At 67.9% G+C, this 14,860-nt stretch carries 16 protein-coding genes; 8 read left to right on the plus strand and 8 right to left on the minus strand.

Features of this window, described 5'->3' with window-relative positions:
- Nucleotides 1-22: 22 nt before the first annotated feature.
- The 5 genes from tssB to G369_RS0115040 form a co-directional block, all read right to left on the minus strand.
- Complete coding sequence (gene tssB / locus G369_RS0115020) at nucleotides 23-604, minus strand: type VI secretion system contractile sheath small subunit (protein ID WP_019654827.1); 582 nt, start codon at nucleotides 602-604, stop codon at nucleotides 23-25.
- Nucleotides 605-1,111: 507 nt separating this feature from the next.
- Nucleotides 1,112-1,351 (minus strand): hypothetical protein, encoded by a 240-nt coding sequence (locus tag G369_RS0115025; protein ID WP_019654828.1) that lies wholly within the window; start codon nucleotides 1,349-1,351, stop codon nucleotides 1,112-1,114.
- Between the two features lie 206 nt (nucleotides 1,352-1,557).
- Nucleotides 1,558-2,700, minus strand: coding sequence for a phosphatidate phosphatase App1 family protein (locus G369_RS0115030; protein WP_019654829.1), 1,143 nt, complete (start codon nucleotides 2,698-2,700; stop codon nucleotides 1,558-1,560).
- Nucleotides 2,701-2,708: 8 nt separating this feature from the next.
- The gene (locus G369_RS0115035; RefSeq protein ID WP_020723080.1) at nucleotides 2,709-3,233 is read right to left on the minus strand and encodes a dihydrofolate reductase; all 525 of its coding nucleotides are present in this window, start codon (nucleotides 3,231-3,233) and stop codon (nucleotides 2,709-2,711) included.
- 14 nt (nucleotides 3,234-3,247) lie between these two features.
- Nucleotides 3,248-4,090, minus strand: coding sequence for a thymidylate synthase (locus G369_RS0115040; RefSeq protein ID WP_019654831.1), 843 nt, complete (start codon nucleotides 4,088-4,090; stop codon nucleotides 3,248-3,250).
- A 71-nt stretch (nucleotides 4,091-4,161) separates the two neighbouring features.
- Here G369_RS0115040 and nthA point away from each other — a divergent pair, with 71 nt between their 5' ends.
- The 4 genes from nthA to G369_RS0115060 all read left to right on the plus strand — a co-directional run bounded on the left by nthA (nucleotide 4,162) and on the right by G369_RS0115060 (nucleotide 7,243).
- Nucleotides 4,162-4,833, plus strand: coding sequence for a nitrile hydratase subunit alpha (gene nthA / locus G369_RS0115045; RefSeq protein WP_019654832.1), 672 nt, complete (start codon nucleotides 4,162-4,164; stop codon nucleotides 4,831-4,833).
- Nucleotides 4,830-5,495 (plus strand): nitrile hydratase subunit beta, encoded by a 666-nt coding sequence (nthB, locus tag G369_RS0115050; RefSeq protein WP_019654833.1) that lies wholly within the window; start codon nucleotides 4,830-4,832, stop codon nucleotides 5,493-5,495. Before nthA ends, nthB begins: the two co-directional genes overlap by 4 nt.
- Nucleotides 5,492-5,860 (plus strand): nitrile hydratase accessory protein, encoded by a 369-nt coding sequence (locus G369_RS0115055; RefSeq protein WP_019654834.1) that lies wholly within the window; start codon nucleotides 5,492-5,494, stop codon nucleotides 5,858-5,860. The genes nthB and G369_RS0115055 overlap by 4 nt, the downstream gene beginning before the upstream one ends.
- Before the next feature lie 135 nt (nucleotides 5,861-5,995).
- A complete protein-coding gene (locus tag G369_RS0115060) occupies nucleotides 5,996-7,243 on the plus strand; it encodes a glutamate carboxypeptidase (RefSeq protein ID WP_038114834.1) in 1,248 nt (415 codons plus the stop codon).
- Nucleotides 7,244-7,274: 31 nt separating this feature from the next.
- On the opposite strand, the gene G369_RS0115065 is transcribed toward G369_RS0115060, so the two are convergent.
- Nucleotides 7,275-7,979, minus strand: a complete 705-nt coding sequence (locus tag G369_RS0115065) for a glutathione S-transferase N-terminal domain-containing protein (RefSeq protein WP_019654836.1) — start codon at nucleotides 7,977-7,979, stop codon at nucleotides 7,275-7,277.
- A 282-nt stretch (nucleotides 7,980-8,261) separates the two neighbouring features.
- Here G369_RS0115065 and G369_RS0115070 point away from each other — a divergent pair, with 282 nt between their 5' ends.
- The gene (locus G369_RS0115070; RefSeq protein WP_026346393.1) at nucleotides 8,262-9,053 is read left to right on the plus strand and encodes a transporter substrate-binding domain-containing protein; all 792 of its coding nucleotides are present in this window, start codon (nucleotides 8,262-8,264) and stop codon (nucleotides 9,051-9,053) included.
- 26 nt (nucleotides 9,054-9,079) lie between these two features.
- On the opposite strand, the gene G369_RS0115075 is transcribed toward G369_RS0115070, so the two are convergent.
- Nucleotides 9,080-9,901 carry an alpha/beta fold hydrolase gene (locus tag G369_RS0115075; RefSeq protein ID WP_019654838.1) on the minus strand — a complete coding sequence of 274 codons (822 nt, stop codon included), beginning with the start codon at nucleotides 9,899-9,901 and terminating at the stop codon, nucleotides 9,080-9,082.
- 412 nt (nucleotides 9,902-10,313) lie between these two features.
- Between G369_RS0115075 and G369_RS0115080 the strand changes: the two genes are divergently transcribed.
- The 3 genes from G369_RS0115080 (at nucleotide 10,314) to G369_RS0115090 (ending at nucleotide 14,114) form a co-directional block, all read left to right on the plus strand.
- Nucleotides 10,314-11,630, plus strand: a complete 1,317-nt coding sequence (locus G369_RS0115080; RefSeq protein WP_019654839.1) for an MFS transporter — start codon at nucleotides 10,314-10,316, stop codon at nucleotides 11,628-11,630.
- 23 nt (nucleotides 11,631-11,653) lie between these two features.
- On the plus strand, nucleotides 11,654-13,081 hold the full coding sequence (locus tag G369_RS0115085) for an FAD-binding oxidoreductase (protein WP_019654840.1): 1,428 nt from the start codon (nucleotides 11,654-11,656) through the stop codon (nucleotides 13,079-13,081).
- Between the two features lie 73 nt (nucleotides 13,082-13,154).
- Nucleotides 13,155-14,114: a LysR substrate-binding domain-containing protein gene (locus tag G369_RS0115090; RefSeq protein WP_019654841.1), complete on the plus strand. Its 960-nt coding sequence runs from the start codon at nucleotides 13,155-13,157 to the stop codon at nucleotides 14,112-14,114.
- Nucleotides 14,115-14,127: 13 nt separating this feature from the next.
- Here the strand turns inward: G369_RS0115090 and G369_RS0115095 are convergent, their stop codons facing one another.
- Nucleotides 14,128-14,802, minus strand: coding sequence for a TetR/AcrR family transcriptional regulator (locus G369_RS0115095; RefSeq protein ID WP_038114747.1), 675 nt, complete (start codon nucleotides 14,800-14,802; stop codon nucleotides 14,128-14,130).
- Nucleotides 14,803-14,860 lie beyond the last annotated feature (58 nt).

Raw genomic sequence — 14,860 nt, forward strand, 5'->3', positions numbered from 1 at the left:
GGGCAGCGGCCGGCGTGGTTGATCACGCTGCCGGTGCTTCGGCTTCGGGGGAGGTCTGTGCGGCAGCTTCCGGGGAAGCGGCGGCGGGGGCCTGTGCTGGTGCGGCGTCGGCTTCCGCCTTGGCCTGGCTCTGGACCGTCTTGAGGTCTTCGCTGTTCTTCACCACGCGCTCGAGCAGGCCGTCGAGTTCGTCGTTGCCGTCGAGCTTGGCGAGCAGGTCGCGCAGCTGCTGGCGCGCCTCGAGCAGCTTGGCCAGGCGCGGCACCTGGCTCACGATGGCTTCGGGATGGAAGTCGCCGAACTCCTTGAAGTTCAGTTCGATCTTGAGGTTGCCATCGCCCTTCATGGTGTCGGGCACCGACAGGTCGAGGCGCGGGGCGATGTTGCCGAGCACGCCGTCGAAGTTGTCGCGGTCGATCTCGACGAAGCGGCGCTCCTTGAGCTTGGGCAGCGGCTGTTCGGGCTGGCCCGACAGGTCGGCCAGCAGGCCCACCACGAGCGGCAGTTCCTTCTTTTCGACGGCGTCGCCGATCTCGACGTCATAGGTGATCTGGACGCGCGGAGGACGATTGCGTCCCACCCATTTTTGCAAGCTGTTCGACATTGTTCGCTCTCGGAAAAGGTTGAAGTGACAAGAACACAGGTCGTGTGTTTTCGACGCAGCTCCGCCCCGGTGAAGGCGGTCCGCGGCCCGTTGCCGTTGCAGTCCCGGCATGCTTTGAGACGCACGAAAGATACAAATGGAGATATCTAGCAACAATCCCCAGAATTGGGTAGGTACCCCATGAATCGAGAAAAAACCGGAGAAAAGGCAAGCCATGTCTCCGTAGAAACTCATGTAATTGGGCGTTTTTTCACGTAATTGACACGCAAATGAGGCGCGTGATAGCGAGAAGAGGTGCGAAGACGCGTGCTCGGTCGCCCAAGCAGGGCGTGAGAGGGGCGCGCAGGGCTACCCAAGGCGAGCCCTGGCTCGTGCAAAAGCGGGCAACTTGTAACAGTGAATGCGGAGGTGCTGCACACGCTGCAGCGGGTGTGCAGGGGCCCTTCAGGAGGCGTGCAAGAGGCTCGCGCGAGGCCTCTGCAGAGAGGAAAGAAGCTGAAGCGCCTCTTACAGTTCGATGAAGGCCGAGGTGGCTTTGTTGAGTGCCAGCATGCCCTTGGCCGTGATCGATTCGACCTGCGCGAGCTGGCGGATCGCGCGGGCATCGGACGCGTGGTCGGCCGGCGGAATGAATGCAGTCACCAGATCTGCGGCGCGCAGCACGCGCAGCCTGTCGATGTCGGCCGGCGTGTGAACGACGTATGGCAATTTCTGCTCGGCGATGGTCCGAAGAAATTCCATGGACATGAGCCGTCTCCTTGTGGTTGAGGGCGTTCCGGACATTGTGCGCACAAACAATTAGCGTTGTCTAAACCCTGCGCTGCGCGTGCCTTTGCCCGCGTGTACCGAAGTGCTCCTTTCGCGCGGCAAGACAGAAGAAGGTGCCAGTCTGCGCGGGCCCACCTGCCCGCGGGCTGACTCGCCGCAGGCCTTTGCCGACGAATGCTCGATGGCTAGTTGAGGGCCTGCACGGGCCACGCGGCGGTGTCGGGCATCACGATGTGCCAGCGCACCGGGTCGATGCCTTCGAAGGTCGCGCGATAGCGATCGGAGGTGCGGCCTTCGCCCGTCACGTCGCGGATCACGATGCTTTCGATGCGCTGCGGATGGGAGCGAAACGTTTGCGCGTAGATCTCTGGATCGGCCTCGCCCGAGTCGCCCACCAGCACGAAGCGCCGCTGCGGAAATTCGGCGAGCAGCCGCCCGATCACGCCGAGCTTGTGCGTGCGCGAATCCTCGTCGCCGGGAATGAGCGTGCGCCACGTCGTGCTCTCGCGCAGGTGCATGCTGCCTTGCGGAAAGTCGGCATTGCGGATGAAGTCCGACAGCGCCGGATAGAGCTGGATCGGGCTCGCCGAGAGATAGTGGAAGCGCGTGCCCGGCGCCTTCGCCAGCGCGCGGTACCAGCCGGCCATGCGAGGCGCCGACTCGAAGCGCCGCGCGAAGGTGTTGAGCAGCATCTCGCGCCGGTCGCGCACCTGCGTGCGCTTGATGGTGTCGTCGATGTCCGAGATGACGGAGACGCCCTGCTCGGGCACCACGAGCGCCTGCCCCCTGAAGCGGTGCAGCAGCTCGCCCGGACCGGTCACGCCATGGAACTGCACCCAGTCCTGAGGCGAATGCGATGTCGCAAGCAGCGGTGCGCGCGGCATGTCGATCACGACGCGCAGGTTGCAGCGGCCGTCCTTGCCTGATGGCGGCATCGTCACGCGCGTGGAGGTGCCGTCGAAGTCGACGTCGATCACCTTGCCTTCTTCCGACTCCGCATGAAAGAGCGCGGTGCGCTGGTTGAAGCGAAGGCGAGCGGCGGGCGAGAGCTTCTTCAGGCTCAGGCCCAGGTAGCGCGCGAAGGCCGCATTGAGGCCCCAGCGGTTCTCGCGCTCGAAGATCCATGCGTGGATGTCGACCTCGAGCCGGCCATCGGCGGTGGGGCGCGCCGTGCCGGTCATGAAGAGCGCTTCCTCGTCGGGCTCCAGCGGCTCGGCCGCATGCACGAGCCGCATCGGCGCGAGGCCCGCGAGCAAGGCCGCGCCGGCGATCAGCGAGCGGCGCCGCGGGCCGCTCGGTGGGAGCCGGTGCGCTGCGCCTTCGCCCATCGCCTCGCTTACCTGCCGGGGGCGGGCGCGACGCGCTCGTAGGTGACGAAGCTGAAGCCCAGGCCTTCCTTGGCCGAGACATGCGCTTCGCGCCGCGTCTCGCGCCAGCAGGCGGCGTCGAGTTCGGGCGCGTAGGCATCGCCCTCGTAGTCGCGCGCCACCTCGGTCACCACCGCGCGCTGCGCGAGCGGCTCGGCCTCGGCGTAGATCTGCGCGCCGCCGATGACCCATGCGGTCTCGACGCCCGGCTGTTCGCAAAGCGCCAGCGCCTCCTGCAGGCTCGCCGCGCGCTGCGCACCTTCGGCCTGCCAGTCGGCCTGCCGCGTGACCACGATGTTGCGCCGGCCCGGCAGCGGGCGGAAGCGCGGCGGCAGCGAGTCCCAGGTCTTTCGGCCCATGATCACGGGCGCGCCGGCTGTCTGCTGCTTGAAGTGCGCCATGTCCTCCGGGATGTGCCAGGGAATGGTGTTGTCCACGCCGATCACGCCGTTGGCGGCGCGGGCGAAGATGAGGTTGATGCGCGGCTTGCTCATCGGACTCGCACCGCTCATACCGCCACGGGCGCCTTGATCGCGTCGTGGTGCCGGTAGTCGAGCACCTCGAAGTCTTCGTACTGGTAGTCGAAGATCGAGGCCGGCTTGCGCTTGATGTGCAGCGTGGGGTAGGGGTAGGGCGTGCGGCTGAGCTGCAGCGCCACCTGCTCGGCGTGGTTGCTGTAGATGTGGCAGTCGCCGCCGGTCCAGATGAAGTCGCCCACGTCGAGGTCGCACTGCTGCGCGATCATGTGCGTGAGCAGCGCATAGCTCGCGATGTTGAAGGGCACGCCCAGGAAGATGTCGGCGCTGCGCTGGTAGAGCTGGCAGCTGAGCTTGCCGCGCTCGCCCTCGGCCTGCGGCGGCGCCACGTAGAACTGGAAGAAGGCGTGGCAGGGCATGAGCGCCATCTTCGACAGTTCAGCCACGTTCCATGCGCTCACGATGATGCGGCGCGAATCGGGGTTGGTCTTCAGCGTCTTGATGACTTCGGCGATCTGGTCGATGTGGCCGCCCTCGGGCGTCGGCCAGCTGCGCCACTGCACGCCGTACACGGGGCCGAGGTCGCCGTCCTCGCGCGCCCATTCGTCCCAGATGGTGACGCCGCGCTCCTTGAGCCAGTTGTTGTTGCTCGAGCCGGTGAGGAACCACAGCAGTTCCTGGATGATGGACTTCAGGTGAACCTTCTTGGTGGTCACCAGAGGGAAGCCCTCGTTCAGGTCGAAGCGCATCTGGTGGCCGAACACGCTCTTGGTGCCGGTGCCCGTGCGGTCGCTCTTGAAGACGCCATGGGTGTCGACGTGGCGCATGAAATCTTCGTACTGGGAGCGGACGGGGCGGGCGGGCGTGGAGGTCATGGGGGAGGGCTTCCGGAGGGGAACTGGCGGGAGGCTTCGAATTTTAAGTGCCCGGGCGTAGCATCGCCCGGATGAGCTCCGACCACCCCCACGACGACAGCGGCCACGGCGACGAACACGCCCACGACCATGGCCACGAACACAGCGAACTCGGCGAGATGGACCTGCGCGTGCGCGCCCTCGAGAGCGTGCTCGCGCAGAAAGGCTACATCGACCCGGCCGCGCTCGATGTGCTGATCGACACCTACCAGACCCGCGTCGGCCCGCGCAACGGCGCGCGGGTGGTGGCCAGGGCCTGGGTCGACCCGGCCTTCCGGCAGTGGCTGCTGGCCGATGCCACCGCGGCGATCGCCTCGCTCGGCTACACGGGCCGCCAGGGGGAGCACATTGTGGCGGTGGAGAACACCGACGACACGCACCACATGGTGGTGTGCACCCTGTGCAGCTGCTACCCCTGGCCCGTGCTGGGCCTGCCGCCCACCTGGTACAAGAGCGCGCCTTACCGCTCGCGCGCGGTGAAGGACCCGCGCGGCGTGCTCGCCGACTTCGGCACCGTGCTGCCCGAGGCCACGCGCATCCGCGTGTGGGATTCGACCGCCGAGGTGCGCTATCTCGTCATCCCGCAGCGGCCCGCCGGCACCGAGGGCCTGAGCGAAGAGCAGCTGGCCGACCTGGTCTCGCGCGATTCGATGATCGGCACGCGGCTGGCCGGTGCTCCGGTGGAACAGGAGCACACCGCATGAGCTACGAGACCAAGGCCGACCTCGGCGGACTGCCGGGCTTCGGCAGGGTCGTGCCCGAGGCGGAAGGCGAACTCTTCCATGCCGCCTGGGAGCCGCGTGCCCTGGCGCTCGTGCTGGCCATGGGCGCGACCGGCTCGTGGAACATCGACGCGAGCCGCTCCGTGCGCGAGACGCTGCCCGACTACCGCGAACTCAGCTACTACCAGATCTGGCTTCGCGCGCTGGAGCAGCTGATGCAGCAGCGCGGCCAGCTCTTTGCCGACGAGATCGCCAGCGGCGAGATGCGCCATGCGGCCGCACCCGTGGCCCGCGTGCTGCGTGCCGCCGACGTGCAGCCGGCGCTTGCCAAGGGCTCGCCCACCGAGCGTCCCGCGCCCGCCGCGGCTCGCTTCGCGGTGGGCCAGGAGGTGCGCATGCATGCGGGCAAGGTCGACCATCACACGCGGCTGCCCGCCTATGTTCAGGGCAGGCGCGGCACCATCGTCCGGGTGCACGGCGCGCATGTGTTCGCCGACACCAACGCGCAAGGGCTCGGCGAACAGCCGCAGTGGCTCTACACGGTGGAGTTCGACGAAGCCGAGCTGTGGGGCGGCGACGCGCCGCGCCAGAACCTCGCGGTCTCGGTCGACGCGTGGGAAAGCTACCTGGAGGCCGCGGCATGAGCAGCGAGCGCATGCCCCTGTCGCCCGGCATGCCGCGCGATGCGGACGGGCCCGTGTTCAACGCGCCCTGGGAGGCGCAGGCTTTCGCGATGACGCTGGCCCTGCACGAGCGCGGCCTCTTCACCTGGCCCGAATGGGCCGAGGCGCTGGCCGCGCAGATCGCCCAGGCACAGGCGGCGGGCGACCCCGATACCGGCCAGACCTACTACCTGCACTGGCTGGCCGCGCTCGAGAAGCTCGTGGCCGGCAAGGGCGCCAGCTCCGAAGGCGAACTGGCGCGCTACCGCCATGCCTGGGCGCACGCGGCGGACCGAACCCCGCACGGGCAGCCGATCGAGTTGCGCGCGGAAGACTTCCCCGGCTGAACTGTCTGTAGAGTCAGCACGGCGCGGCGGCGCTGCCGCGCCTTCCAGGAACTTCCTTCAACAGAACGGACAACAATGACGATCCACTCGCGCCATCCCGCATCCGCCTGCTCGGCTTCTTCGGCTTCCTCGGCCATGAAAGCCCGGCCGCCTGCCCGCCGCCTGCTCGCCGTCGCCCATTGCACCGCGCTCGCATGCGCGCTGCTGGCCGGCAACGCCATGGCGCAGAAGCCTCACCAGGGCGTCCTCGACGCGGCCACGCAGAGCAAGGACGGCGCGCTCAAGATGCTGGAGACCATGGTCAACATCGACTCCGGTTCTGCCGACACGGCGGGCCTGGCCAAGGTGAGCGATCTGGCGGTGGAAGAACTGCGCAAGCTCGGCGCTCGCATAGAGACCTTTCCGGCGGAGCCGCATCCCGGCACCAACGTCGTGGCCACGCTGACGGGGCAGGGCAAGAAGAAGATCCTGATCCTCGCGCACATGGACACCGTCTTCAAGGAAGGCACCGCCGCGGCCAAGCCCTTCTACATCAAGGACGGCCGCGCCTACGGTCCCGGCGTGATGGACGACAAGGGCGGCGTGGTGGCGGGCCTGTACGCGCTGAAGATCCTGCAGCAGATCGGCTTCAAGGACTATGGGCAGATCACCTTCCTGCTCGACACCAACGAGGAGACCGGCTCGGTGGGCACCAGCGCGCTCATCGAGCGCGTGGCCAAGCAGCACGACGTGGCGCTGAACCTTGAGCCGGGCCGGCCGGCCGACGGCCTCGTGGTCGAGCGCAAGGGCTCCGCCACCGCGCTCGTCGAGGTGAAGGGGCTGGCGGCCCACGCAGGCGTGGCGCCCGAGGCAGGCCGCAACGCGGCGATGGAAGTGGCGCACCAGGTGCTGCAGCTGTCGAAGGCGGCCGACGCGGCGAAGAAGACCACCGTCAACTTCACCGTGCTCACGGCCAACGGCCCGACCAACGTGATTCCCGCGACCGCGAGCGCCAAGGGCGACGTGCGCGCCGCCACGCCCGAGGAGCTCGACCGCGTCGAGAAGGACCTCGCGCGCATCTCGCAGAACAAGCTGATCCCCGAGACCGAGGTGCGCGTGCGCCTGATCCGCGGCCTGCCGCCGATGCCGCGCTCGCCGGCTTCGGACAAGCTGGTCGCCATGGCCGAAGGCATCTACGCCGAGATCGGCAAGAAGCTCACCATCGAGAGCAGCGGCGGCGCGGCCGATGCGAGCCTGGTAGCGGGCGTCGGCGTGCCGGTGCTCGACGGCTTCGGCATCGTGGGCGGCGGCATCCACACGCCGGAGGAGTACGCGGAAGTCGAGAGTGTGGTGCCGCGCCTGTATCTGCTCTCGCGCATGCTGATGGACCTCAGCGCGAACTGAGGTCGTCGCCCGATGGCCGGCTGAGTTTTTCTCAGCCGCGCTTCGGGATGCCCAGCCCCGCCACCACGGCAGGGCGCGCCACGAAGGCCTCGAGCGTGCGCGCGACGTTCGGGAAGTCCTTGAAGCCGACCAGGTCGCCGGCCTCGTAGAAGCCGATCAGGTTGCGGATCCACGGGAAGGTGGCGATGTCGGCGATGGTGTAGTCGCTGCCCATGATCCATGCGCGATCGGCCAGGCGCCTGTCGAGCACGCCCAGCAGGCGCTTCGACTCGTTCACGTAGCGGTCGCGCGGGCGCTTGTCCTCGTAGTCCTTGCCGGCGAACTTGTTGAAGAAACCAAGCTGGCCGAACATCGGGCCGATGCCGCCCATCTGGAACATCACCCACTGCAGGGTCTCGTAGCGGCCGGCCGCGTCCTGCGGGATGAGCTTGCCGGTCTTCTCGGCGAGGTACACGAGGATCGCGCCCGATTCGAACAGCGCCAGCGGCTTGCCGCCGGGTCCGTCGGGATCGAGGATGGCCGGGATCTTGTTGTTCGGGTTGAGCGACAGGAACTCGGGCGACATCTGGTCGTTGGTCTCGAAGCTCACCAGGTGCGGCTCGTAGGGCAGGCCGGTCTCCTCCAGCATGATCGATACCTTCACGCCGTTGGGCGTGGGCAGCGAATAGAGCTGCAGCCGCTCGGGGTGCTGCGCGGGCCACTTCTTCGTGATGGGGAAGTTCGAGAGATCGGTCATGAAAGGTCCTTGAGGGGATGAGACTGCAAGCGCGGGATTCTGCCCGGGTCGGCAGCAGCGCGTGCATCGGCGGCTTCTTGTCGTCGCGAGTCCCCAATGTGGGGCTCGCGGCCCTGAATCAGGGCCGGTTCGCGGCTTGCGCACCGGGTTTGTCGTTCTGATCGAGTGCACGAGCCTTGTATACCACTGGCACGATTCGTGCGGCTGTGCGCCGGGCGCGGCCGCCCAGGCAGCCGTGCGTCCGACATCAAACCCACAACCACTCGTCATCGTTCAGGCATCATGAAATTCGGCAGATTGCAATTCGTCCTGGGGCTCGCGCTCGGCGCCCTCATGGCAACCGGGGCGGTCCATGCGCAAAGCGCGCTGGACACCATCCTGAAGAACAAGAAGATCGCCATTGCGGTTCCTCCCGATTTCCCGCCCTACGGCTCGATGGACCGCGACTTCAAGATGCACGGCCTGGACATCGACATGGCCAACTACATCGGTGCCAAGCTGGGCGTGGAGGTCGACCTGATCCCCGTGACCAGCGCCAACCGCATCCCGACGCTGCAGAAGAAGAAGGCCGCGCTGGTCATCGCCACGCTGGGCAAGAACCCCGACCGCGAGAAGCAGATCGACTTCACCGCCGCGTACTCGCCGTTCTACCAGGCCATCTTCGGCGCGAAGAGCCTGAATGTCAGGAGCTTCGCCGACCTGTCGGGCAAGTCGATCGCGGTCACGCGCGGCTCGGTCGAGGACCAGGAGCTCAACAAGGTCGCGCCCTCGGGCACCGACATCCGCCGCTTCGACGACAACACCCGCACCGTCTCGGCCTTCGTCTCCGGGCAGGCGCAACTGATCGCCACGGGCGCTTCCGTCGCGAACACCATCATGGCCAGCAACCCCGCGCTGGGCACCACCTACAAGCTGCTGCTGAAAGAGAGCCCCAACTACATCGGCGTGGCCAAGGGCGAGGACGCGCTGCGGCAGCGGGTCAACGCCATCATCGACGAGGCGAAGAAGAGCGGCGAGCTCGACCGGCTGTCCATGAAGTGGCTGGAGCGACCGGCCGGAGAGCTGCCGCAGTAGGCGCCTGAAAGCGGGGCCGCCGATGCTCAGTGCCCGGCCGCCTCGACGATCACCCGGGTCACCGCCTCGGGCTGCGAAGTCATCACGACGTGTGAGGCGCCCTTGACCACCACCGTCTTCTGGGCGTTGGCGCGCTGCGCCATGAAGGCCATGGCCTGCGGCGGGATGTTCTTGTCGCGATCGCCGTAGACGAACCATGACGGCACCGATTTCCATGCCGCAGCCTGCGCCGGCTCGTTCAGCGCCGCCTCGGCGATGGGCCGCTGCCCCACGGCCATCAGGCGCGCCTTGGCGAGCGGAACGTCGGCCGCGAACTGCGCGGGGAACTTGTCCTGATCGATGTACAGGTCCTTGCCGCCGTCGGCGAGCGGCACCGCCGGCGCCAGCGTGGGCCCGAGCGTGCTGCCCGGGAACTTGCCCGTGAGGCCGATCGCCGTTTCGCCGGCCTCCGGCGCGAAGGCCGCCACGTAGACCAGCGCCTTCACGTTCGCCTTGCCGTTGGCGGCGGCAGAGATGACCGAGCCGCCGTACGAGTGCCCGACCAGCACCACCGGCCCCTTCACGGCATCGACGATGCCGGCGACGTACGCCGCGTCGAACGCAGGCCCGCGCAGCGGGTTCGCAGCGGCGATCACGGAATAGTGCCGTGCCTGCAGGCGCTGCACCACGCCGTCCCAGCTCGACGAATCGGCGAAGGCACCGTGCACGAGCACGATCGTGGGCTTGGTGGACTGGGCGGACGGGGCCCGGTCCGCCGGCTGCGCGAACGAGTGCAGGGGCGCGAGCGCCGCCAGGCCGAGCGCGTGGGCCATCAAGGTCGCGGCGAGGCGGCGAGAGAACTTCTTCATGACGATTCTTCCTTTGTTGGACTTGGGTGAAACGGGATCGACCTGGTCTGCCTGGGTCTGTCCGGGTCGACGCAGCCGAATCTATGGGCGATGCGAAGGAAGTCGGGGCCGCTCTGTATGCCTGTGTGTCCGAAGGGCTTGCAGTGACATTACTTTGCAAGCGGCCCGGTCCCAACGCGATGCCTTCGCTGCGCCGGTAGCCGAAGGCCACCTGGGCGTGTGCGCATCGGTCCGGTGCATCTCCCGCGCGGCACGCACCTTCTTCGCCATGCGCACCTGCCTCGCGCATCTCGTTGCGAGATACGCCGATCTTCAATCCATATGAATATTGAGTGGAAACCCACAGCCGCGCAGCGGGTGTGCGCACGACCATCGCCTGCAGTCGAACCAGACGAAGGAAAGCGACGCACCCATGAGCACCGGCACCATCGCGCAGCCCTACGAGGGCCGTTTCGACAGCACTTCCGACGCCGTCTACCGCAAGGTGGGATGGCGGCTGATCCCGCTGCTTTTCCTCTGCTACATCGTGGCCTACCTCGACCGCGTGAACGTGGGCTTCGCCAAGCTGCAGATGCAGGGCGACCTGCAGTTCAGCGACGCGGTCTACGGGCTGGGGGCGGGCATCTTCTTCATCGGCTACTTCCTCTTCGAGGTGCCGAGCAACGTGGTGCTGCACCGCGTGGGCGCGCGCCGCTGGATCGCGCGGATCATGATCACCTGGGGCGTGCTGTCGGCGGGCACGATGTTCGTGAGCTCGCCCACGTCGTTCTACGTGATCCGCTTCCTGCTGGGCGCGGCCGAGGCGGGCTTCTTCCCCGGCATCATCCTGTACCTCACCTACTGGTACCCGGCCGCGCGGCGCGGCAAGGCCACGTCGCTGTTCCTCGCGGCGATCCCGTTCGCGGGCATCCTGGGCGGCCCGTTCTCGGGCTGGATCCTGCAGGGCATGGGCGGCGTCAACGGCTGGGCCGGCTGGCAGTGGCTGTTCCTGCTGCAGGGCCTGCCGACGGTCGCGCTGGGCCTGATCGTGTGGCGCTACCTCGACGACCGCGTGAAGGACGTGCGCTGGCTCACGCTCGCCGAGCGCGAACTCATCGCCCGTGAGATCGCCGCCGAGGACGCGGGCAAGGCCGAACCGCGCATCCTGAGCGTGCTGGGCAACGGCCGCGTATGGCTGCTGGCGCTGGTGTACTTCGCCTACACCTCGGGGCTCTACGGCATCTCGTTCTGGCTGCCCAGCATCATCAAGGCGGCGGGCGTGAAGGGCGCGCTCGACATCGGCCTGCTCAGCGCCATCCCGTGGACCTTCGGCGTGGTCGCGATGTACTTCATGGCACGCAGCGCCGACCGCCGGCTCGAGTACCGCTGGCACAGCGCGACCGGCGCTGTCGTCGGCGCGGCGGGGCTCGTGCTCAGCGTGGCCTCCCATGGCAACGTGACGCTCGCGATGGCGGGGCTCACGCTGGCCACCATGGGGATCATGTCGACCTTTCCGGTCTTCTGGGGCCTGCCCACGGCCTTGCTCGGCGGTGCGGCGGCGGCCGCCGGCATCGCCCTCATCAATTCGTTCGGCAATCTCTCGGGCTTCAGCGCGCCGTACCTGATCGGGCTCATCAAGGAGGCGACGCAGAGCACCGACGCGGGATTGCACATGCTGGCAGCGCTGCTGGTGATCGGCGCGGTGCTGGTGCTGTTCGTCAGGCCGGCTCGCGCGCCATCGCAGCGCTGAGCTGCATTCAGGAGGAGGCTTCCATGGACTCGGTCGTGACCATTCCCGTGCGTTCGAACACTCGGCGCTCCCCGTCGCCGGAACTGCTCGCCCTGCTGCAGGGCAGGTTCGCCGAACGCTTTTCGACCAGCAAGGTGGTGCTGCTGCAGCACGGCACCGACGAGTCGACCTATCCGCCGCAGCCGCCCGACGCGGTGGTGTTCGTGCGCAGCACCGAGGAGGCGGCCTTCGTGGTGCGTGCCTGTGCGCGCGAGCGAGTGCCCGTCATCGGCTTCGGCGTGGGCTCGTCGGTGGAAGGGCATCTGCTGGCCGTCGAGGGCGGCGTGTGCGTCGATTTCTCGCAGATGAACAAGGTGCTGGCGATCCGGCCCGGCGATCTCACGGCCACGGTGGAGGCGGGCGTCACGCGCGGGCAGCTGAACGCGGCGCTGCAGGGCTGCGGCTTCTTCTTCTCCGTCGATCCGGGCGCGGATGCATCCATCGGCGGCATGGTCGCGACGGCCGCCTCGGGCACCAACACCGTCCGCTACGGCACCATGCGCGACAACCTCGTGAGCCTGACGGTGATCACGGCCGAAGGCGAGATCGTGCGCACCGCTTCGCGCGCGCGAAAGAGCTCGGCGGGCTACAACCTCACGCAGCTCTACTGCGGCTCCGAGGGCACGCTGGGGCTGATCACCGAAGCGACGGTGCGGCTGCATCCGCATCCGGAGACATACGCCGCGGCGGTGGTGCACTTTCCATCGGTGCGCGCGGCGGTCGGCTGCGTGATCGAGTCGATCCAGATGGGTGTGCCGCTGGCGCGCGCCGAACTGCTGGATGCGCTGACCATCCGCGCGGTGAATGCGCACAGCCGCACCACGCTGGGCGAGCATCCGACGCTGTTCCTGGAGTTCGGCGGCAGCCAGGGGCAGGTCGACGAGCAGGCGGCGGTGGTGCGAGAGATCGCAGGCGGCCACGGCGGCGGCGACCTCCAATGGGCAAGGCTGCCGGAGGAGCGCTCGCGCCTGTGGACCCCGCGCCATCACGCCTACTTCGCCTGCCTGCAGCTGAAGGCGGGCTGCCGCAGCCTGAGCACCGATGCCTGCGTGCCGCTGTCCGCGCTCGCGCAGTGCATCGAGGAGACGCAGGCCGACATCGCCGAACACGGCCTGCTCGCGCCGGTGCTGGGCCACGTCGGCGACGGCAATTTCCATTGCCTCGTGCTGGTCGACCCCGGCAGCGCGAAGGAGAACGAGGCGGCCGAGGCCTTCAGCCACCGGCTGGTGCAGCGCGCGCTGCGTCACGGGGGCACGTCGACCGGCGAACATGGCGTGGGGCTGCACAAGATGAAGTACCTGGTCGAGGAGCATGGCGCGCACGGCGTGGCGCTGATGCGCGCGGTGAAGAAGGCGCTGGACCCGCACGACATCTTCAACCCCGGAAAGGTCGTCGCCTCGGCCGAGGGCTGAAGAGCGGGCTGGTGTGCGCTCTAGAATTTCCGGCCTCGCCCGCGCCTCGCGGCGAACGGCCGGAGGTCCCTCGATGGAGTTGCGCCAGTTCAAGTACTTCGTTGCCATCGTGGATTGCGGCAGCCTGTCGCGCGCCGCGCAGCAGCTTTTCATCGCGCAGTCGGCCCTGAGCAAGCAGATGGCCGAGCTGGAAGGCGAGCTCGGCACCCAGCTGCTGCTGCGAAGCCGCAACGGCGTTGCGATGACGGAAGCCGGCAAGGTCTTCTACGAATACGCGCAGGGCATCACCAAGCAGGTGCGCGACGCCAGGGCCGCGGTGCATGTCGCGGCCGAGTCGGTGGCGGGGTCGGTGGTCGCGGCGCTGCCGCAGAGCGTGTCGCCGATGGTCGCGCTGCCGCTCATGCGTGCGGCGGCGCGCCGCTATCCCGACGTGGTGCTGCACCTTAACGAGGAGCTCACCGGCAACATGGCCGACCAGCTGCTGCGCGGCCGCGTCGACGTGGCGATGTTCTCGCCCGCGATGGCGGCGGAGGACATCCAGTTCACCCCGCTGGTTGAGGAGGACTTCGTGTTCCTCGATGCCCCGCAGAGCCCGCACGCGCTGCCGCCCGGCGACGTGAGCATCGAGCAGGCCATCGCGCGCCCGCTGGTGTGGCCCGCCCATGCGCACGGCCACTGCACGCGCTGGCTGGTCGATGCGGTGCTGGAGCAGGCGGGGCACTCCGCGGCACGTGTGGCGGCGGAGATCAATTCGGTCTACACGCTGAAGGCGGCGGTGGAGGCCGGGTTGGGGCCGACCATCATGCCGTTCGGCCTTGCACAGCGCGAAGTGCAGGAGGGGCGACTCGTCGCGCACCGCATCGACTGGCCGTCGATGCACCGCACGCTGGGGCTGTGCGTTTCCGTGCACCTGCCCGTCACCAATGCCAAGCGCGCGGTGTGCACGCTGATCGCGGACGTGGTGCGCGACCTGTGCGAGAGCGGCCAGTGGGCCGGCGCGCGTGCGCTCGCGCCGGCGAGGAAGGCGAGCTGAGCCGCGTCGCGCTTCAGGCGCCGCGCTTGCGGGGCGCCGCGGCCTTCGCGGGGGGCGTGAAGAGGCGGCCGATGGCTTCGCGCACGTCGGCCTTCATGTTCTCCACAGCCTTCGCATCTCCCGACATGTGCTTGAGCAGCGCCTGCTGGAAGAGCCCGTCGAACAGCGCATAGGTGGCCGAGGGCGACATGCCGGGCTGCTCGCCCGAGAGCTCGGCGAAGCGGCTCATGATGCGCCAGATCATCTCTTCCAGGCTCTTGTCGATCTGCACGACGTCGTTGCGGAAGGCCTCCTCGAACAGCGCCTGCGAGCGCAGGTCATACCAGAGGCGGTGCACGTGGCCTTCGTCGCACAGCGTGTCGCCCAGGCTCTTGAGGAAGCCTTCCATCAGCTCGTCGTAGGTGGTGGCGCTTTCCACCGCGTGGTCGTAGCGCGTGACGCAGCGTGCCTTGTACTGCTTCACGCTGCAGATGATCAGGTCGACCTTGTCGCTGAAGTAGTAGTGCAGCACGCCATGCGAGAACTCGGAGTTCTGCGCGATCTCGCGCAGGCTGGTGCGCGCATAACCCAGTGCCGCGAGCGTGGTCAGTGCGGCTTCGCCCAGTTCGGCGCGGCGCTCGGAGAACTTGTCGACCCGCGCCTTGGGCACCCGTTCAGCGTGTTTCTTTACCCGTTGATGTGTCGTCATTGAAAGCCGGGCCGCATGAATGCCAGCCCCGTGTTCCTCGTGATTGCAAACCATAGCA

The sequence above is a fragment of the Variovorax atrisoli 110B genome (assembly GCF_000382045.1).
Classification (GTDB): Bacteria; Pseudomonadota; Gammaproteobacteria; order Burkholderiales; family Burkholderiaceae_C; genus Variovorax; species Variovorax atrisoli.